The 17,845-nt window shown below is 64.6% G+C and carries 16 protein-coding genes; 9 read left to right on the top strand and 7 right to left on the bottom strand.

All coding sequences use genetic code 11. The annotated features are described in order from the left end of the window. Positions 1-93 precede the first annotated feature (93 nt). Complete coding sequence (locus K5H97_RS18570) at positions 94-1,068, top strand: L,D-transpeptidase family protein (RefSeq protein ID WP_028692617.1); 975 nt, start codon at positions 94-96, stop codon at positions 1,066-1,068. A 230-nt stretch (positions 1,069-1,298) separates the two neighbouring features. On the opposite strand, the gene oprI is transcribed toward K5H97_RS18570, so the two are convergent. Then, the gene (oprI, locus tag K5H97_RS18565) at positions 1,299-1,550 is read right to left on the bottom strand and encodes an outer membrane lipoprotei OprI (RefSeq protein WP_003259780.1); all 252 of its coding nucleotides are present in this window, start codon (positions 1,548-1,550) and stop codon (positions 1,299-1,301) included. 489 nt (positions 1,551-2,039) lie between these two features. On the opposite strand from oprI, the gene K5H97_RS18560 reads away from it, so the two are divergent. Continuing rightward, positions 2,040-2,321: a GNAT family N-acetyltransferase gene (locus K5H97_RS18560; protein ID WP_028692616.1), complete on the top strand. Its 282-nt coding sequence runs from the start codon at positions 2,040-2,042 to the stop codon at positions 2,319-2,321. A gap of 58 nt (positions 2,322-2,379) precedes the next feature. Here K5H97_RS18560 and K5H97_RS18555 read toward each other — a convergent pair whose 3' ends face one another. Then, positions 2,380-3,456 (bottom strand): 3-deoxy-7-phosphoheptulonate synthase, encoded by a 1,077-nt coding sequence (locus K5H97_RS18555; protein ID WP_028692615.1) that lies wholly within the window; start codon positions 3,454-3,456, stop codon positions 2,380-2,382. Positions 3,457-3,717: 261 nt separating this feature from the next. Here K5H97_RS18555 and K5H97_RS18550 point away from each other — a divergent pair, with 261 nt between their 5' ends. The 3 genes from K5H97_RS18550 (at position 3,718) to cysB (ending at position 6,375) form a co-directional block, all read left to right on the top strand. Further along, positions 3,718-4,680, top strand: a complete 963-nt coding sequence (locus tag K5H97_RS18550; RefSeq protein ID WP_028692614.1) for a putative 2-dehydropantoate 2-reductase — start codon at positions 3,718-3,720, stop codon at positions 4,678-4,680. A gap of 95 nt (positions 4,681-4,775) precedes the next feature. After that, positions 4,776-5,273, top strand: coding sequence for a universal stress protein (locus K5H97_RS18545; RefSeq protein WP_028692613.1), 498 nt, complete (start codon positions 4,776-4,778; stop codon positions 5,271-5,273). A gap of 127 nt (positions 5,274-5,400) precedes the next feature. After that, positions 5,401-6,375, top strand: coding sequence for an HTH-type transcriptional regulator CysB (gene cysB / locus K5H97_RS18540; RefSeq protein WP_011533140.1), 975 nt, complete (start codon positions 5,401-5,403; stop codon positions 6,373-6,375). 67 nt (positions 6,376-6,442) lie between these two features. On the opposite strand, the gene K5H97_RS18535 is transcribed toward cysB, so the two are convergent. The 5 genes from K5H97_RS18535 to rloA all read right to left on the bottom strand — a co-directional run bounded on the left by K5H97_RS18535 (position 6,443) and on the right by rloA (position 11,933). Further along, positions 6,443-7,177: a phosphoadenylyl-sulfate reductase gene (locus tag K5H97_RS18535; RefSeq protein WP_028692612.1), complete on the bottom strand. Its 735-nt coding sequence runs from the start codon at positions 7,175-7,177 to the stop codon at positions 6,443-6,445. A 113-nt stretch (positions 7,178-7,290) separates the two neighbouring features. Next, positions 7,291-8,634: an aminodeoxychorismate synthase component I gene (pabB, locus tag K5H97_RS18530; protein ID WP_028692611.1), complete on the bottom strand. Its 1,344-nt coding sequence runs from the start codon at positions 8,632-8,634 to the stop codon at positions 7,291-7,293. Positions 8,635-8,875: 241 nt separating this feature from the next. Further along, positions 8,876-9,856 carry an alpha-L-glutamate ligase-like protein gene (locus K5H97_RS18525; RefSeq protein ID WP_028692610.1) on the bottom strand — a complete coding sequence of 327 codons (981 nt, stop codon included), beginning with the start codon at positions 9,854-9,856 and terminating at the stop codon, positions 8,876-8,878. Then, positions 9,856-11,391, bottom strand: a complete 1,536-nt coding sequence (gene rloB, locus K5H97_RS18520) for an osmotic stress tolerance membrane protein RloB (protein WP_028692609.1) — start codon at positions 11,389-11,391, stop codon at positions 9,856-9,858. Before rloB ends, K5H97_RS18525 begins: the two co-directional genes overlap by 1 nt. A 5-nt stretch (positions 11,392-11,396) precedes the next feature. Further along, a complete protein-coding gene (rloA, locus tag K5H97_RS18515) occupies positions 11,397-11,933 on the bottom strand; it encodes a retropepsin-like aspartic peptidase RloA (protein ID WP_028692608.1) in 537 nt (178 codons plus the stop codon). A gap of 285 nt (positions 11,934-12,218) precedes the next feature. On the opposite strand from rloA, the gene K5H97_RS18510 reads away from it, so the two are divergent. The 4 genes from K5H97_RS18510 to acnD all read left to right on the top strand — a co-directional run bounded on the left by K5H97_RS18510 (position 12,219) and on the right by acnD (position 17,809). Beyond that, a complete protein-coding gene (locus K5H97_RS18510) occupies positions 12,219-12,935 on the top strand; it encodes a GntR family transcriptional regulator (protein ID WP_028692607.1) in 717 nt (238 codons plus the stop codon). Next, positions 12,932-13,822, top strand: a complete 891-nt coding sequence (gene prpB, locus K5H97_RS18505) for a methylisocitrate lyase (RefSeq protein WP_028692606.1) — start codon at positions 12,932-12,934, stop codon at positions 13,820-13,822. The genes K5H97_RS18510 and prpB overlap by 4 nt, the downstream gene beginning before the upstream one ends. Positions 13,823-13,927: 105 nt before the next feature. Then, positions 13,928-15,055 carry a bifunctional 2-methylcitrate synthase/citrate synthase gene (prpC, locus tag K5H97_RS18500; protein ID WP_028692605.1) on the top strand — a complete coding sequence of 376 codons (1,128 nt, stop codon included), beginning with the start codon at positions 13,928-13,930 and terminating at the stop codon, positions 15,053-15,055. A 165-nt stretch (positions 15,056-15,220) separates the two neighbouring features. Further along, positions 15,221-17,809 carry a Fe/S-dependent 2-methylisocitrate dehydratase AcnD gene (acnD, locus tag K5H97_RS18495; protein WP_028692604.1) on the top strand — a complete coding sequence of 863 codons (2,589 nt, stop codon included), beginning with the start codon at positions 15,221-15,223 and terminating at the stop codon, positions 17,807-17,809. Positions 17,810-17,845 lie beyond the last annotated feature (36 nt).

Below are 17,845 nucleotides of genomic sequence, written 5' to 3'. Positions count from 1 at the left end.
CGCCTTTCATCATCTGAAACGCATGCGCCTCCCGCTCGTTTCGGCGCGGGTGTACAATCGTTTTCTTGACTGATCTTTCGAAGGATTTCCCGGATGTTGCCGCGCTTTCCCGCCGTCACCCGTAGCCTGACCCTGGCCGCCATGCTGGCGACAGGCCCCGCTGTTGCGCTGGAACTGCCGTTGCCACCTCCCGGTGAAGACGTCGTCGGCCAGGTTCATACCATCAAGGCCAAGTACGAGGACACCTTCGCCGACATCGGCACCGCCAATGACCTCGGCTACCTCGAGATGATCGCCGCCAACCCGGGCGTCGACCCCTGGCTGCCAGGCGCCGGCACCGAGATCGTCCTGCCGACCCGCTACATCTTGCCGCCGGGCCCGCGTGAGGGCATCGTCATCAACCTGGCCGAGTACCGCCTGTACTACTACCCGAAAGGGCAGAACGTGGTGCACACCTTCCCGCTGGGCATCGGTCGCGAGGGCTGGGGTTCGCCGATCGCCAATACCAAGATCACCGCCAAGACGCCGAACCCGACCTGGACACCGCCGGCCTCGATCCGCGCCGAGCACGCTGCCGATGGCGACATCCTGCCGGCCGTGGTGCCGGCCGGGCCGGACAACCCGCTGGGCCCATTCAAGTTCACCCTGGGGGTGCCGGGTTACCTGATCCATGGCTCGAACAAGAAGTTCGGCATCGGCATGCGTACCAGTCACGGCTGCTTCCGCATGCTCAACAACAACGTGCTGACCTTGTCGAAGATGGTCCCTGTGGGCACGCCGGTACGCATCATCAACGAGCCCTACAAGTTTGGCATCAGCGCCGGCAAGGTCTACCTCGAGGCGCACACGCCGCTGGACGATCACGGCAACCCGTCGGTGGTCGACAAGCATACTGCGGTCATCAACGCCTTGCTCAAGCGTGAAGACCTGGCCAACAACTTGCGCATGAACTGGGACATGGTTCGCGATGTGGTGGCGGCCGAAGACGGCATGCCAGTCGAAATTGCCGTGCCGGTCAATGGCTCGAGTGCGCCGATGGTGTCGAGCATTCCGCCAGAATTGCAGTAAGCGATTGCCCGCTGGCAACTAGCGGTGCACTTTGGGGCCGCCCGGCGGCCCATCGCGGGACACGCCCGCTCCTGCAGGTACGGCGAACGCCATGCCTTTGGGTGCAGGGTTGTTCCGCGATGGGTCGCAAGGCGGCCCCAGTTGTTTGGCCGGCATCGTCTGCTTTTCTCCCAGGCAATAAAAAAGCCGACCCACAAGTGGGTCGGCTCCATAACAATCCGTGAGGATTATTACTTGCGGCTGGCTTTGTCCAGCATACGCAGAGCGCGCTCGTTGGCTTCGTCAGCGGTCTGCTGAGCCTTCTGAGCAGCTGCCAGAGCGTCGTCAGCTTTGCGGTAGGCTTCGTCTGCACGAGCCTGGGCGCGAGCTGCTGCGTCTTCGGTAGCAGTCAGGCGAGCTTCGGTTTCTTTGGATACGCTGCTGCAACCGGTAGCCAGAACTGCGGCCAGAGCCAGAGCAGAGAATTTCAGAACGTTGTTCATCGTGTTCCCCTTCAAGGACTTTCTATTAAATAGCCATCTCTCGGAAAAGAGAAACTGGCCGGCGTACATAGTACCCATTACTTGTAGTAAGTAAACTGACTGAGCGCAAGAACTGCAAAAAAAATGCTCTGGGCGGCCCCGGCGACGGGGTTTGTAAACAAAGTGTGAAAATCCTGAGCAGCGTTCGCAAGCGATTGTAGTACAGGAACTTTTTGTTGAACTAAGGGTGACTTTAACTGTCGACGAGCGTCATAGCCCAAGAACATCCGGTTGCTGTTGCCGGGCCTCGGGCGGGTGGCTGTCAGTATTTTCATTCTGCGCAGCTTGAGCATTCTCGCTGGCGCCGCCTACTATTTGAGGGTGCCTCGACGCAGAACGATCCCGGTCGGGCTGCTGTCCAAGGGGCAACAGGTGGCGTAGAGGTTCCTCCGCCGGATAAACCACATCGGTAAGGTAAGGGTCTGCCGACAAGACCTGCGAGGAGTAGTGATGAGCGAAACGCTGACCATCCACCATGACCAGGCCGGTCATCAGTTCGAGACCACCGTGGACGGTCACCGGGCCTATCTGACGTACATGGACCTGGGCAAGCAGACGCTGGACATCTATCGCACCTTCGTCCCCAATGCCCTGCGCGGTCGCGGGATCGCCGCGGCGCTCACCGAGCAGGCCTTGGCCTATGCCGAGCAGATGGGCTATACCGTGATTCCCTCTTGCTCTTACGTCGAGCGCTATATGGAGCGCCAGCAGCGCCACTCGAGCAAGGTCTGAACGGCCGTACACATGAAAAACGCCGGGCATTGCCCGGCGTTTTCGTTTGCGCAGGATTTCAGCCGCGCTGGCGCTTGGGCAGCACGTCCTTGAGCTTGGCGTGCATGCTGCGCAGGGTCTTCTCGGTGGCCGCCCAGTCGATGCAGGCATCGGTGACCGACACGCCGTATTGCAGCTCGTCGAGGTTCTTCGGAATAGCCTGGCAGCCCCAGTTCAGGTGACTCTCGACCATCAGGCCGATGATCGACTGGTTGCCTTCGAGGATCTGGTTGGCGACGTTCTCCATGACCAGGGGCTGCAGGGCCGGGTCCTTATTGGAGTTGGCGTGGCTGCAGTCGACCATGATGTTGGGCTTGATCTTGGCCTTGACCAGGTCCTGCTCGCACAGGGCAACGCTAACCGAGTCGTAGTTGGGCTTGCCGTTGCCGCCGCGCAGTACCACGTGGCCGTAGGCGTTGCCCTTGGTAGTGACGATGGACACGCCGCCTTCCTGGTTGATGCCCAGGAAACGGTGCGGCTTGGACACCGACTGCAGGGCGTTGATGGCCACGGTCAGGCCGCCATCGGTGCCGTTCTTGAAGCCGACAGCCGAGGACAGGCCCGAGGCCATCTCGCGGTGGGTCTGGGATTCGGTGGTGCGGGCGCCGATGGCCGACCAACTGATCAGGTCCTGCAGGTACTGCGGGGAGATCGGGTCAAGCGCTTCGGTGGCGGTGGGGAGGCCCTTCTCGGCCAGGTCCAGCAGCAGTTGGCGACCAATGTGCAGGCCGTCCTGGATCTTGAACGAGTCGTCCAGGTACGGATCGTTGATCAGGCCTTTCCAGCCGACGGTGGTCCGCGGCTTCTCGAAGTACACGCGCATGACCAGGTACAGGGTGTCGGAGACTTCCTCGGCCAGCACCTTCAGGCGCTCGGCATACTCGTGGGCGGCCTTGATGTCGTGGATCGAGCAGGGGCCGACCACCACGAACAGGCGATGGTCCTTGCCGTCGAGGATGTTGCGCACCACTTCGCGGCCGGCAGTCACGGTCTGCAGGGCCTTGGCGCTGAGGGGGATTTCCTTCTTGAGCTGATCGGGGGTGATCAAGGTCTCGTTGGAGGCAACGTTAAGGTCATCGATCGGTAAATCAGCCATCGTGTTACTCGTCAGGTCACGGGTGCCGGCCGCCAGCGTTCCCCGTGCGGCCCAGCAGCAGAATATTCGCAGCGGGGAGGCCGAACCTTAGCGCGTTAGCAGGGGCGCGACAATGGGCTGGGGCCCGTCGATACGGGGTTTTTACCCATCTGACGGCATTTGCGGGCAAGCGCCGCGCCTATGGGGAGGATTTGGCCGCGATGGCCGGCACGCGGGTATAGTGGCTGACTCACAATAATGACTCTCGACCAGGAGCACGGCATGGCGTCCCTTGACCCTCGCATTGGCAATCCCCGCATCGGCATCATCGGCAGCGGCGCAATCGGTGGCTTCTACGGCCTGATGCTGGCCCGTGCCGGCTACGACGTGCACTTCCTGCTGCGCAGCGAATACCAGGCCGTGCGCGAGCAGGGGCTGCGCCTGGACAGCGCGGTGCATGGTCAGGTGCACATGCCGGTGCAGGCATACGCCCGGGCCGCCGACATGCCGCCCTGCGACTGGCTGCTGGTGGGGGCCAAGGCCACCAGCAACGCGGAGCTGGCGCCCTTGATCGTCCAGGCAGCGGCGCCCGAGGCCCGGGTGGTGTTGCTGCAGAACGGCCTTGGGGTCGAGGAGCAGTTGCGCCCGGCCTTGCGCCCGGACCTGCACCTGCTCGGCGGCCTGTGCTTCATCTGCGTCAATCGCGAGGGGCCCGGCGAAATCCGCCACCAGTCGCTGGGCGCGGTGAACCTGGGCTATCACAGTGGCCCGGCGCAGGACGGCGGGGCCGCCGTGGTGGAGGAGGGCGCCGGGCTGTTCCGGGCTGCGGGCATCGACTCCCAGGCCATGGCCGACCTCGACCAGGCGCGCTGGCAGAAACTGGTGTGGAACGTGCCCTACAACGGCCTCTCGGTGTTGCTGCAGGCCAGCACCACGCCCTTGATGGGCGATGCCGACAGCCGCGCGCTGATCCAGGCGCTGATGGCCGAAGTGGTGGCGGGCGCCAAGGCCTGTGGCCGCGAGCTGCCGTCGGGTTATGCCGAGCACCTGTTTCGCATCACCGAGAAGATGCCGGACTACTGGCCGAGCATGTACCACGACCATGTGCAGCAGCGGCCGCTGGAGCTGCAAGCGATCTATGCCGAGCCCCTGGCCCGGGCCCGCGCGGCCGGTTGCGCGCTGCCGCGCATGGAGGCGTTGTACCAGGCCCTGGCGTTCATCGACCGGCGTAGCCGGCAGGCCTGAAGCCCGCGGCGGCTGTGCGCCGGACGGCCAGGCGACCGGCTATGGCGCTGCTAAGCTCAAGCTTGCTCTGCCGTCGCGGCAGTCGAGGAGGTCGAATGATCCGTTCCATGCTGTTTGCCACTGACCTCGGTGTCTATGCGCCCTTTGTCATGCAGCACGCCCTGGCCCTGGCGCGGACCTTTAACGCAGAGCTGTATGTGATCCACGCCGTGGAGCCCATGGGGCAGTTCGCCGAATCGCTGCTGCAGAGCTACCTCGACGAGCAGACCCTCGATGCGCTGCACAGCGAGGGCGTCAACACGGTCATGGCCAATATCGAGCAGCGGGTGCTGGAGAACTTTCGCGACGAGATGACCGAACCGGCCGACCTGGCATTGATCCGCGCGGTGCGGGTGCGCCAGGGCGACCCGGCCCAGGTGATCCTCGAGCAGGCCCAGCGGTTGTCGGTTGACCTGTTGATCTTCGGTAGCCACAGCGCCGGCGCGGGGGTGGATGTGCCGATCGGCCGCACGGCGGTGCGGCTGCTGCAGCTGTCACCGGTGCCGGTGTACATGGTGCCATTGGCTCACCATCTTGGGCGTAGGAAATCGTGAGCCTCACGGTAGGACTTTTTACAGCGAACGTAACAAAATAGTTCTAGATTTATTTCTCAAGCCACTAATATAGTTATAACTCGTCGCTGCCGGCGCGCCGGTGACCTACCGCCTTTGAGGGAAATCTATGAAGCTTCAGCAACTGCGCTACATCTGGGAAGTGGCGCACCATGACCTCAACGTTTCCGCGACGGCGCAGAGTCTGTACACCTCCCAACCAGGTATCAGCAAGCAGATCCGCCTGCTCGAGGATGAGCTGGGCGTCGAGGTCTTCGCCCGCAGTGGCAAGCACCTGACCCGCGTCACCCCGGCCGGCGAGCGCATCATCAACACCGCCGGCGAGATCCTGCGCAAGGTCGAGAGCATCAAGCAGATCGCCCAGGAATTCTCCAACGAGAAGAAGGGCACCCTGTCGATCGCCACCACCCACACCCAGGCGCGCTACGCGCTGCCGCCGGTGATCAGCAACTTCATCAAGCAGTACCCGGAAGTCGCCCTGCACATGCACCAGGGCTCGCCGATGCAGATCGCCGAGATGGCGGCCGACGGCACCGTCGACTTCGCCATCGCCACCGAGGCGCTGGAGCTGTTCGGCGACTTGATCATGATGCCTTGCTACAAGTGGAACCGCTGCGTGGTGGTGCCCCAGGGCCATCCGCTGACCAAGCTGCCGAAGCTGACCCTGGAAGCGGTGGCCGAGTACCCGATCGTCACCTACGTGTTCGGCTTCACCGGTCGCTCCAAGCTTGACGAGGCGTTCAATCACCGTGGCCTGACGCCGAAGGTGGTGTTCACCGCCGCCGACGCCGACGTGATCAAGACCTATGTGCGTCTGGGTCTGGGCGTGGGCATCGTGGCCAAGATGGCGGTCGACCCGAAGCTCGACAGCGATCTGGTGTGCCTGGACGCCAGCGAGCTGTTCGAGGCCAGCATCACCAAGATCGGCTTCCGTCGCGGCACCTTCCTGCGCGGTTTCATGTGCGACTTCATCGAGAAGTTCGCGCCGCACCTGACCCGTGAGGTGATGGCCAAGGCGATCCAGTGCCATAACAAGCAGGAGCTCGAAGAGCTGTTCGAGGGTGTCGAGCTGCCGGTGCACTGATTTGAAATAGCGGGGCCGCTTTGCGGCCCATCGCGACACAAGGCCGCTCCTACAGGCCCCGGCTATTTCAAGCCTTGGTAATTAGGTTGCCGGCATGCAACCCGCACTCCTTCTGCGTCGACTCTTCCCACCACCAACGCCCTTCGCGCTCGTGCTGGTTCGGCAGCACCGGGCGGGTGCACGGCTCGCAACCGATGCTGATGAAGCCGCGCTCATGCAGGCTGTTGTAGGGCAGCTCGAGCATGCGGATGTAGCCCCAGACTTCCTCGCTGGTCATCTGCGCCAGCGGGTTGAACTTGTACAGGGTGCGCTCCGGGGTGGAGAAGGCGCTGTCGATCTCCAGGGCAGCCACCTGACTGCGGGTACCGGGGCTCTGGTCGCGGCGCTGGCCGGTGGCCCAGGCGCTGACGGTGGCCAGCTTGCGGCGCAGCGGCTCGATCTTGCGGATGCCGCAGCACTCGCCGTGGCCGTCCTTGTAGAAGCTGAACAGGCCTTTTTCCTTGACGAACGGGTCGAGCTTGTCGCGGTCCGGGCTGAGGATCTCGATGGGCAGGTTGTACTGCTCGCGTACCTGGTCGATGAACCGGTAGGTTTCCGGGTGCAGGCGGCCGGTGTCGAGGCTGAACACCTTGACCTGCTTGTTCAGTTTCCAGGCCATGTCCACCAGCACCACATCCTCGGCGCCGCTGAAGGAGATCCACAGGTCGTCGCCAAAATGCTCGAAGGCGAGCTTGAGGATCTCCTGCGGGGACTTGCTGGCATAGGTCGCGGCCAGGGCGGCGACGTCGAAGGGGTGGCTCATCAGGCGGTTTCCATCGGTTGAGTGGCGCTGTGCGCTCGTAGTGGTCAGATGGTAACAAAAAATGGCGGGGCAGACGCCTGGCGATCGCGGGGCAAGCCCGCTCCCACCGAGTCTTACAAGGCCTGCAGCGTTTCCATCAGCACCCGCACCTTGGCGATCGACTCCTCGTACTCGGCCTGCCAGTGCGAGTCGGCTACCACCGCGCCGCCACCCCAGCAACTGACCTGGCCATCCTTGACCAGCAGGCTGCGGATGGCGATGGAGCTGTCCATCTCGCCGCGCACGTCGACATACAGCAGCGAGCCGCAGTACAGCGCCCGGCGCGCCGGCTCCAGCTCGTCGATGATCTGCATGGCGCGGATCTTCGGCGCACCGGTGATCGAACCGCCGGGGAAGCTGCCGGCGATCAGGTCCAGGGCGTCCTTGCCGGCGGCCAGGCGGCCGACCACGCTGCTGACCAAGTGATGAACGTTGGGGTAGCTCTCCAGGCTGAACAGCTCCGGCACCTTCACCGAGCCGGTCTGGCAGGTGCGGCCGATGTCGTTGCGCAGCAGGTCGACGATCATCAGGTTTTCCGAGCGGTCCTTGGGGCTGGCCAGCAGCTCGGCGGCGTTGCGTGCGTCCTCCACCGGATCGGCGGCACGCGGGCGGGTGCCCTTGATCGGGCGCGTCTCGACCTCGCCCTGGCTGACACGGATGAAGCGCTCGGGGGAGAAGCTCAGTAGCGCAGTGCCTTCATCCAACTGCTGGTAGCCGGAGAACGGCGTCGGGCAGGCAGCGCGCAGGGCCAGGTAGGCGCGCCACGGGTCGCCCTGGCAGGGGGCGCGAAAGCGCTGGGTAAGGTTGATCTGGTAGCAGTCGCCGGCCTGGATGTAGCGCTGCACCTGGTCGAACGCCGCCCGGTAATGCTCGGGGCGAAGATCGCCGGTCATGGGCGCGAGCAGGCGGAAGTCGCCGGTGTCGCCCGGGGCGCTGGCGTCGAACAGCGCGATGAGCCGTTGCCGCTCGGTCTGGGGCAGGCTCGGGTGAAAGACCAGTTGGCTGCTGCTTAGCCGATGGTCGGACACCAGTGCCCAGGCATACAGCCCCAGCCGGGCATCGGGCAGGCCGAGATCGTCGACCGCGTGTGTCGGCAACTGCTCCAGGCGCCGGCCGAAGTCGTAGCTCAGGTAGCCGATCAGGCCACCGGCGAACGGTAGTTCGATGCCCTCGGGCAGTTGTGCCGTCCCCAGCTCGGCCAAGGCCTGGCGTAGGCGCTGCAGGTAGTCGCGACCGTCCTCCTCGGGATTTGCCTGCAACTGCTGCAAAGGCCAGGCGCTGAGCAGGTCGTAGCGACCGCGTTCGGCACCTGGGCGGGCGCTGTCGAGCAGGATCGCACCGGGCGCGCGGCGCAGGCGTTCGAAGTAGAAGGCGGGGTCGGGCTGGTAAGGCAGGGGGTGGAGCGTACAGGTCGGCATCAGGATGGACGGCGATGAACAAGCGAGGTGGGCGATTGTAGACCCGTGCGGGAAATGCGCCTAGCACTGGCAACGACATTCATCGTCCGGTTCTGCGCAGTTCCCCTGTAGGAGCGGCCTTGTGTCGCGAAAGGGCCGCAAAGCGGCCCCGGCAATCTCTGCATAAACGCTGAAATTGGGGCTGCTTTGCAGCCCTTTCGCGACACAAGGCCGCTCCTGCAGGGATTGCGCAGGGCCTGGGCTATAGCGGATTGACGTGCCCGAACAATCCCTGCGAGACCTTCACGCGCTGCTCGGCATCCTCGCTGCGACCTTCCTTGGCCAGCATCTCCAGGTGCGCCTCGATGGCGTGGGTGCGCTGGGTCAGGCCGCAGTCGTTGGCGATCTGGATGTTCAGGCCGGGGCGGGCGTTGAGCTCGAGGATCAGCGGGCCCTTGTCCTGGTCCAGAACCATGTCCACGCCGATGTAGCCCAGGCCGCACAGCTCGTAGCAGCTGGCGGCAAGCTTCATGAAGCCGTCCCAGTTCGGCAACTGCACACCGTCCACCGCGTTGGTGGTGTCCGGGTGCTTGCTGATGATCTTGTTCAGCCAGGTGCCGCGCAGGGTGAGGCCGGTGGCCAGGTCAACGCCCACGCCGATGGCGCCCTGGTGCAGGTTGGCCTTGCCGCCAGACTGGCGGGTCGGCAGGCGCAGCATGGCCATCACCGGGTAGCCCATCAGCACGATGATGCGGATGTCCGGCACGCCTTCGTAGCTGATGCTCTTGAAGATCTGGTCCGGGGTGACCCGGTACTCGATCAGCGCGCGGTCGCGGTGCCCGCCCAGCGAGTACAGGCCGGTAAGGATGCTGGAGATCTGGTGCTCGATCTCCTCGTGGCTGATGATCTTGCCGGAGACCGTGCGGTAGCGGTCCTCGAAGCGGTCGGCGATCACCAGGATGCCGTCACCGCCGGCGCCCTGGGCCGGCTTGATGACGAAGTCGCTGCGCCCGCCGATGATCTCGTCGAGTTTCTCGATCTGCTTCTCGGTCTCGATGATGCCGTACATCTCCGGCACATGGATGCCGGCTGCCAGGGCACGCTCCTTGGTGATGATCTTGTCGTCGACGATCGGGTACAGGTGGCGCTTGTTGTACTTCAGCACGTAGTCCGCGTTGCGCCGGTTGATACCCATGATGCCCCGGGCCTCCAGGGCTTTCCACGTCTTGATCAGGCCGAACATCAGGCGTCAGCCTTCTTCAGGAATGCCTTGAAGCGCACGAGCTCGGTCAGGCGGTAGCCGCGATAGCGACCCATCGCCAGCATGAAGCCCACCAGGATCAGCAGTACCGCCGGGAAGGTGAAGACGAAGTACACCGCTTCCGGCACGGTCATCAGCAGGTGCGCGATGGAGGCGGCGAACAGGGTGCCAACGGCCACTTTCATGGCATGGCCACCGCCACGCTCTTCCCAGGTGATCGACAGGCGTTCGATGGTCATGGTCAGGATCACCATCGGGAACAGTGCCACCGACAGGCCGCGCTCCAGGCCCAGCTTGTGGCTGAACAGGCTGATGGCGGCGATCAGCACCACGACGAAGGTCAGCACCACCGACAGGCGCGGCAGCATCTGCAGCTTGAGGTGCTCAAGGTACGAGCGCAGCGATAGGCCCAGGGCGGTGATCACCGTGAACAGGATGATGCCGAAGCCCAGCTGGGTCTCGCGGAAGGCCAGGGCGATCAGCACCGGGGTGAAGGTACCCAGGGTCTGGATGCCGATGAGGTTGCGCAGCACCAGGATCACCAGCACGCCGATCGGGATCATCACCATGATCATGAAGGTCTGCTGGGTCTGCAGCGGCAGGCCGTACAGCGAGTATTCGAGGAAGTCGGCGTCGGTGTTCTCGTCGGTCAGCTTGGCCAGGCGGATGGCGTTCATCTCGCTGTTGTTCATGCTGAAGGTGACGGTGGCCTTCTTGCCGCCATCGACGGTGATCAGGTTGTCGTCACCGGTCCACCACAGCAGGCGGTCGCTGGGCAGGCCCTGCTCGCCGGTCTCCGGGTTGAAGTACAGCCAGTCGTTGCCGTTGAAGCTGCGCAGCCACAGTTCGGGGTTCTGCGGGGTGTCGGCCACCAGGCGGATGGTGTGAACCTTCTCCAGCGGCACGTGGGCGATGGACAGCAGCAGGTCGATGACCTGGGCCTTCTTCAGCGGTGAGTTGTCGCCGGCCAGCAGCAGCTTGGCGTTGTCGTCGTTGACATTGTTGACACGCTTGATGGTCTCGCTGACGAAGGTCTCGACGTCGGCCGAGTGCTGGCGGATCGGTGCCATCAGCGCTTCGGCGGCGATCTTCTCCGGGCCCTCGACGGCCAGGCTGTCGCGGAAGGTCGGGCCCTTGATCTTGGTCTTTTCGTTGCTGTAGCGCTTGGTCAGCACCAGGCGGTAGTAGAGGGTCTGGTTGCCGCTGGCGCGACGGGCCGACCAGGTCACCTTGCGGTTGCCGTCGGCGCGGTTGACGCTGACCCCGTAGTTGTTGGAGATGAAGCTCTCGTTGAGGCTCACGTAGTCACGGTTCAGCGGGGGCACGAACATCTGCACCTTGACCGGGTCCTTGGCGCTGGCGACGAACTCGACCTTGGCGTCGATGTTCCACAGGTCGTCGGTCTCGTCCTCGGTCACCGGGATGCCGAGGGCGAAGATCTGGTAGGCCGTGATCGCGATGCCCAGCAGCACCAGGACGGTGATCAGGACTTTCAGGTGAAGGGTAAGAGAGCGCATCGGAATTACTCTGCTTTGGGAGCTTCGGTGGCGCAGGCAGGTTTGCCGGCCGCGTATTTAAGGCTTGGGTCGACCAGCGCACCGAAGTGCTTGAGGGCCTCGGAACCGATCAGCAGCGGGAACTGGAAGGCGCTGCGGTCGGTGAGGTTGACCTCGATGGTGCGTTGTGTCTGGCCCATGCAGATCTCGAGTTCGATGACCGGGCGGGCAGTGTAGGCCTTGCCCGAGTCGGCATCATAGTCCCCGGCGCGGCGCTTGATCTTGCTGACGCGGGCCAGGGGGCGTTCGATGGGGTGCTTGTGCGCGGCGTCGATGGCCAGGTAGAAGCGCACCCAGCTCTCGCCGTTGCGCTTGAAACGCTTGATGTCGCGGGCGCTGAGCGAGGCGGTCTTGGCGCCGGTGTCGAGCTTGGCCGCCACTTCCAGGTCAAGGTCGCCCAGGCGGGCGTATTCGTTCAGGCCGTACACGGTTTTCTCGGCCGCGGGCGCGAGCGCCGGCAGCAGGGTCAGGCAGAGCAGCAATAAAGCGGGTTTGAGTCTCATAATCCTGGCGCGGTGCTGTGCAGGTTTCAGGGCAAGGCGACTGGCCAAGCGTCCTCATTGATCTGTCAACAACATGAAATGATGACAGACACACTATCCATGCTCCCGAAGGAGCGCGGCATTCTATCACGCCGATGTCTTGACGCCAGCGCGCCCGCGATCAGACCCCATGAAGGCGGGGTAAGTTCGTTATTAGACGATTGTCGACAATATTCTTTTTGTCTTTGACTCCATTCCTCTATTTGGCTAGTTTTGGCGTCACTGATTTTGAAGGTGTCGACAATCATGCTGGACACAGCCCCGGCCACCACGCTGCCTCAGGACGAGACCGAGACCCTCTCGGAGCACGTCTTCCGGCGCATCCAGGCCGCCATCGTCAAGGGCGAGATCGCCCCCGGCAGCAAGATCTCCGAGCCGGAGCTGGCGCGCACCTACGGCATCAGCCGCGGCCCGCTGCGCGAGGCGATCCACCGCCTGGAGGGCCAGCGCCTGCTGGTGCGCGTGCCCCATGTCGGCGCCCGGGTGGTGTCGCTCAGCCATGCCGAGTTGATCGAGCTGTACGAAATCCGCGAATCCCTCGAAGGCATGGCCTGCCGCCTGGCCGCCGAACGCATGAGCCAGGCGGCCATCGACGAGCTGCGCCATGTGCTCGACACCCACGAGCGTGACGCCGCGTTCCAGGCCGGCCAGGGCTACTACCAGCAGGAAGGCGACTACGACTTCCACTACCGGATCATCCAGGGCAGCGGCAACCAGACCCTGTACAAGATGCTCTGCGGCGAACTGTACCAACTGGTGCGCATGTACCGCATCCAGTTCTCCAGCACGCCCAACCGCCCGCGCCAGGCCTTCGCCGAGCACCACCGCATCCTCGATGCGATCGAAGCCCGCGACGGCGAACTGGCAGAACTCCTGATGCGCCGCCACATCGGCGCGTCCAAACGCAATATCGAGCGCCACTACCAAGGTGCCGACAACAATAGCCCACGAGGTGAGTCATGACAGTGAAGAGCACGCCCGGCCAGCGTTTCCGTGACGCGGTCGCCGCCGAACATCCGCTGCAGGTGGTCGGGACCATCAACGCCAACCACGCTCTGCTGGCCAAGCGTGCCGGCTTCAAGGCCATCTACCTGTCCGGCGGCGGTGTCGCCGCCGGCTCCCTGGGCCTGCCGGACCTGGGCATCAGCGGCCTGGACGACGTGCTCACCGACGTACGGCGCATCACCGATGTATGCGACCTGCCGCTGCTGGTGGATGTTGACACCGGCTTCGGCGCCTCGGCCTTCAACGTCGCCCGCACCGTCAAGTCGATGAGCAAGTTCGGCGCCGCGGCCATTCATATCGAGGACCAGGTCGGCGCCAAGCGCTGTGGCCATCGCCCAAACAAGGAGATCGTCTCGCAGCAGGAGATGGTCGACCGCATCAAGGCCGCCGTGGATGCCCGCAGCGACGACAGTTTCGTGATCATGGCGCGCACCGACGCGCTGGCGGTGGAAGGCCTGAACGCCGCCCTGGACCGCGCTGCCGCCTGCATCGAGGCCGGCGCCGACATGATCTTCCCGGAAGCCATTACCGAGCTGTCGATGTACAAGACCTTCGCCGACCGGGTGAAGGCGCCGATCCTGGCCAACATCACCGAGTTCGGCGCCACGCCGCTGTACACCACCGAGGAGCTGGCCTCGGTCGACGTGTCGCTGGTGCTCTACCCGCTGTCGGCTTTCCGCGCCATGAACAAGGCGGCCGAGAACGTCTACACCGCGCTGCGCCGTGACGGCACGCAGAAGAACGTGATCGACACCATGCAGACCCGCATGGAGCTCTACGATGCCATCGGCTACCACGCCTTCGAGCAGAGCCTCGATGCGCTGTTCGCGCAGAAGAAGGGATGATTCAAGCGCACGTCGCCCTGTAGGAGCCGGCTTGCCGGCGAACAGGCCCGATACCCGATTAGCCAGAAAAGACTTCGATAACAAATTCAAGAAAGGAGAAACACCATGGCCGAAGCAAAAGTACTCAGTGGCGCTGGCCTGCGTGGCCAGGTGGCCGGCCAGACCGCGCTGTCGACCGTCGGCCAGGCCGGGGCCGGCCTGACCTACCGCGGCTATGATGTGCGCGACTTGGCCGCCGGCGCCGAGTTCGAGGAAGTCGCCTACCTGCTGCTGTACGGCGAGCTGCCGAGCAAGGCGGAGCTTGCCGACTACAAGCGCAAGCTCAAGGGCCTGCGCGACCTGCCGCAAGCGCTGAAGGAAGTGCTCGAGCGCATCCCGCGCGACGCCCACCCGATGGACGTGATGCGCACCGGCTGCTCGGTGCTCGGCACCCTGGAGCCGGAACTGACCTTCGACGCCCAGCGCGAGAAGACCGACCGCCTGCTGGCGCTGTTCCCGGCGGTGATGTGCTACTGGTACCGCTTCACCCACCACGGCGTGCGCATCGACTGCACCAGCGACGAGGACACCCTCGGCGGCCACTTCTTGCACCTGCTGCACGGCAAGAAGCCGAGCGCGCTGCACGTCAAGGTGATGAACGTCTCGCTGATCCTCTACGCCGAGCACGAGTTCAACGCCTCGACCTTCACCGCCCGGGTCTGCGCCTCGACCCTGTCCGACCTGTACTCCTGCGTGACCGCGGCCATCGGCTCGCTGCGCGGCCCGCTGCACGGCGGCGCCAACGAAGCGGCGATGGAGCTGATCGAACGCTTCCAGACTCCGCAGGAAGCCACTGCCGAGCTGCTGCGCATGCTCGAGCGCAAGGACAAGATCATGGGCTTCGGCCACGCCATCTATAAAGAGTCCGATCCGCGCAACGAGGTGATCAAGGGCTGGGCCAAGCAACTCGCCGATGAAGTCGGCGACAAGGTCCTGTACCCGGTTTCCGAGGCCATCGACAAGACCATGTGGGAGCAGAAGCGCCTGTTCCCCAACGCCGACTTCTACCATGCCTCGGCGTACCACTTCATGGGCATCCCGACCAAGCTGTTCACCCCGATCTTCGTCTGCTCGCGCCTGACTGGTTGGGCCGCGCACGTGTTCGAACAGCGCGCCAACAACCGCATCATCCGCCCGAGCGCCGAGTACGTCGGCGTCGAGCAACGCCAGTTCGTGCCGATCGAGCAGCGTTGACTGATAGAGCGCTGGGGCTGCTGTGCAGCCCTATCGCGACACAAGGCCGCTCCCACAGGTGCGGCGCAGTCCCTGTAGGAGCGGCCTTGTGTCGCGAAAGGGGCGCGTAGCGCCCCCCAAGGCCAGACCTGCCTACTGAACACCGTGACCGAGCCCGATAACGATATGAACACCGCATTCCGCAAGAACCTGCCAGGCACCGCCCTGGACTACTTCGACGCCCGTGCCGCGGTCGAGGCGATCAAGCCCGGCGCCTACGACGGCCTGCCGTACACCTCCCGCGTGCTGGCCGAGAACCTGGTGCGCCGCTGTGATCCGGCCACGCTCAACGCCTCGCTGGAGCAGCTGATCGAGCGCAAGCGCGACCTCGACTTCCCCTGGTTCCCCGCCCGCGTGGTCTGCCACGACATCCTCGGCCAGACCGCCCTGGTCGACCTGGCCGGCCTGCGCGATGCCATTGCAGATAAAGGCGGCGACCCGGCCCAGGTCAACCCGGTGGTGCCGGTGCAGCTGATCGTCGACCACTCGCTGGCCGTGGAGTGCGGCGGCTTCGACCCGCAGGCGTTCGAGAAGAACCGTGCCATCGAGGATCGCCGCAACGAAGACCGTTTCCACTTCATCAACTGGACCAAGCAGGCCTTCAAGAACGTCGACGTGATCCAGCCGGGCAACGGCATCATGCACCAGATCAACCTGGAGAAGATGTCGCCGGTGGTCCACAACGATCGCGGCGTGGCCTACCCGGACACCTGTGTCGGCACCGACAGCCACACCCCGCACGTGGATGCCCTGGGTGTGATCGCCATTGGCGTCGGCGGCCTGGAGGCCGAGAACGTGATGCTCGGCCGCGCCTCGTGGATGCGCCTGCCGGAGATCGTCGGCGTCGAGCTGACCGGTCGCCTGGCGCCGAACATCACCGCCACCGACCTGGTGCTGGCGCTCACCGAGTTCCTGCGCAAGCAGAAGGTGGTCGGCGCCTACCTGGAGTTCCACGGCGCCGGCGCCAGCGCGCTGACCCTGGGCGACCGCGCCACCATCTCCAACATGGCCCCGGAATACGGCGCCACCGCGGCGATGTTCGCCATCGACCAGCAGACCATCGACTACCTCAAGCTCACCGGCCGTGATGACCAGCAAGTGCAGCTGGTGGAAACCTATGCCAAGGCCACCGGCCTGTGGGCCGACAGCCTGGCCAAGGCCGAGTACGAGCGCGCCCTGAGCTTCGACCTGTCGAGCGTGGTGCGCAACATGGCCGGCCCGTCCAACCCGCACGCCCGCGTGGCCACCAGCGACCTGGCGGCCAAGGGCATCGCTGGCCAATGGGAAGAAGTGCCTGGGCAGATGCCCGATGGCGCGGTGATCATCGCCGCCATCACCAGTTGCACCAACACCAGCAACCCGCGCAACGTGATCGCCGCCGGCCTGCTGGCGCGCAACGCCAACAAGCTCGGCCTGGTCCGCAAACCATGGGTCAAGTCGTCGCTGGCGCCGGGCTCCAAGGCCGTGCAGTTGTACCTCAAGGAAGCAGGGCTGGAGCAGGAATTGGAGCAGCTGGGCTTCGGCATCGTCGCCTTCGCCTGCACCACCTGCAACGGCATGTCCGGCGCGCTGGACCCGGTGATCCAGCAGGAAATCATCGACCGCGACCTGTACGCCACCGCCGTGCTGTCGGGCAACCGCAACTTCGATGGCCGCATCCACCCGTACGCCAAGCAGGCATTCCTGGCTTCGCCGCCGCTGGTGGTGGCCTACGCCATCGCCGGCACCATCCGCTTCGATATCGAGAAGGATGTGCTGGGCGTGGTCGACGGCAAGGAGATTCGCCTGAAGGACATCTGGCCGAGCGATGAAGAGATCGACGCCGTGGTGCGCGCCTCGGTCAAGCCCGAGCAGTTCCGCCAGGTGTACATCCCGATGTTCACCATCGAGGAAGACAAGGGGCCGAAAGTCGCGCCGCTGTATGAATGGCGCCCAATGAGCACCTACATCCGCCGTCCGCCGTATTGGGAAGGCGCCCTGGCCGGTGAGCGTACCCTGCGTGGCATGCGCCCGCTGGCGGTGCTGCCGGACAACATCACCACCGACCACCTGTCACCGTCCAATGCCATCATGCTCGACAGCGCCGCCGGCGAGTACCTGGCGAAGATGGGCCTGCCGGAGGAGGACTTCAACTCCTACGCCACCCACCGCGGTGACCACCTGACCGCCCAGCGCGCCACCTTCGCCAACCCCAAGCTGTTCAACGAAATGGTGCGCAAGGACGACGGCAGCGTGAAGCAGGGTTCGCTGGCGCGCCTCGAGCCGGAAGGCAAGGTGACCCGCATGTGGGAGGCCATCGAGACCTACATGGAGCGCAAGCAGCCGCTGATTATCATCGCCGGTGCCGACTACGGCCAGGGCTCGTCCCGTGACTGGGCGGCCAAGGGCGTGCGTCTGGCAGGTGTCGAGGCCATCGTCGCCGAAGGCTTCGAGCGTATCCACCGCACCAACCTGGTGGGCATGGGCGTGCTGCCGCTGGAGTTCAAGCCGGGCACCGACCGCAAGACCCTGGGCCTGGACGGCAGCGAGACCTACGATGTGCTCGGCGAGCGCACGCCACGGGCGACGCTGACCCTGGTGGTGACGCGGCGCAATGGCGAGCGTGTCGAGGTGCCGGTGACCTGTCGCCTGGATACCGCCGAAGAGGTATCGATCTACGAGGCGGGTGGGGTGTTGCAGCGCTTTGCCCAGGACTTCCTGGAGGGGGCGGCCTGAGCATGAAACGGGGGCCGCTTTGCGGCCCTTTCGCGA

Origin of the sequence: Pseudomonas mosselii, from assembly GCF_019823065.1 — a bacterium.
In the GTDB taxonomy this organism is placed as follows: domain Bacteria; phylum Pseudomonadota; class Gammaproteobacteria; order Pseudomonadales; family Pseudomonadaceae; genus Aquipseudomonas; species Aquipseudomonas mosselii.
The sequence above is the reverse complement of the archived record's forward strand: the minus strand, read 5'-3'. Positions and strand labels throughout refer to the sequence as shown.

Bases quoted from the DNA above. Each gene is read 5' to 3' on its own strand.
- prpC (WP_028692605.1), top strand. From the start codon at position 13,928: ATGGCCGAAGCAAAAGTACTCAGTGGCGCTGGCCTGCGTGGCCAGGTG.
- oprI (WP_003259780.1), bottom strand. From the start codon at position 1,550: ATGAACAACGTTCTGAAATTCTCTGCTCTGGCTCTGGCCGCAGTTCTG.
- acnD (WP_028692604.1), top strand. From the start codon at position 15,221: ATGAACACCGCATTCCGCAAGAACCTGCCAGGCACCGCCCTGGACTAC.
- K5H97_RS18510 (WP_028692607.1), top strand. From the start codon at position 12,219: ATGCTGGACACAGCCCCGGCCACCACGCTGCCTCAGGACGAGACCGAG.
- pabB (WP_028692611.1), bottom strand. From the start codon at position 8,634: ATGCCGACCTGTACGCTCCACCCCCTGCCTTACCAGCCCGACCCCGCC.
- rloB (WP_028692609.1), bottom strand. From the start codon at position 11,391: ATGCGCTCTCTTACCCTTCACCTGAAAGTCCTGATCACCGTCCTGGTG.
- K5H97_RS18525 (WP_028692610.1), bottom strand. From the start codon at position 9,856: ATGTTCGGCCTGATCAAGACGTGGAAAGCCCTGGAGGCCCGGGGCATC.
- K5H97_RS18545 (WP_028692613.1), top strand. From the start codon at position 4,776: ATGATCCGTTCCATGCTGTTTGCCACTGACCTCGGTGTCTATGCGCCC.
- cysB (WP_011533140.1), top strand. From the start codon at position 5,401: ATGAAGCTTCAGCAACTGCGCTACATCTGGGAAGTGGCGCACCATGAC.
- K5H97_RS18550 (WP_028692614.1), top strand. From the start codon at position 3,718: ATGGCGTCCCTTGACCCTCGCATTGGCAATCCCCGCATCGGCATCATC.
- prpB (WP_028692606.1), top strand. From the start codon at position 12,932: ATGACAGTGAAGAGCACGCCCGGCCAGCGTTTCCGTGACGCGGTCGCC.
- K5H97_RS18570 (WP_028692617.1), top strand. From the start codon at position 94: ATGTTGCCGCGCTTTCCCGCCGTCACCCGTAGCCTGACCCTGGCCGCC.
- K5H97_RS18555 (WP_028692615.1), bottom strand. From the start codon at position 3,456: ATGGCTGATTTACCGATCGATGACCTTAACGTTGCCTCCAACGAGACC.
- rloA (WP_028692608.1), bottom strand. From the start codon at position 11,933: ATGAGACTCAAACCCGCTTTATTGCTGCTCTGCCTGACCCTGCTGCCG.
- K5H97_RS18535 (WP_028692612.1), bottom strand. From the start codon at position 7,177: ATGAGCCACCCCTTCGACGTCGCCGCCCTGGCCGCGACCTATGCCAGC.
- K5H97_RS18560 (WP_028692616.1), top strand. From the start codon at position 2,040: ATGAGCGAAACGCTGACCATCCACCATGACCAGGCCGGTCATCAGTTC.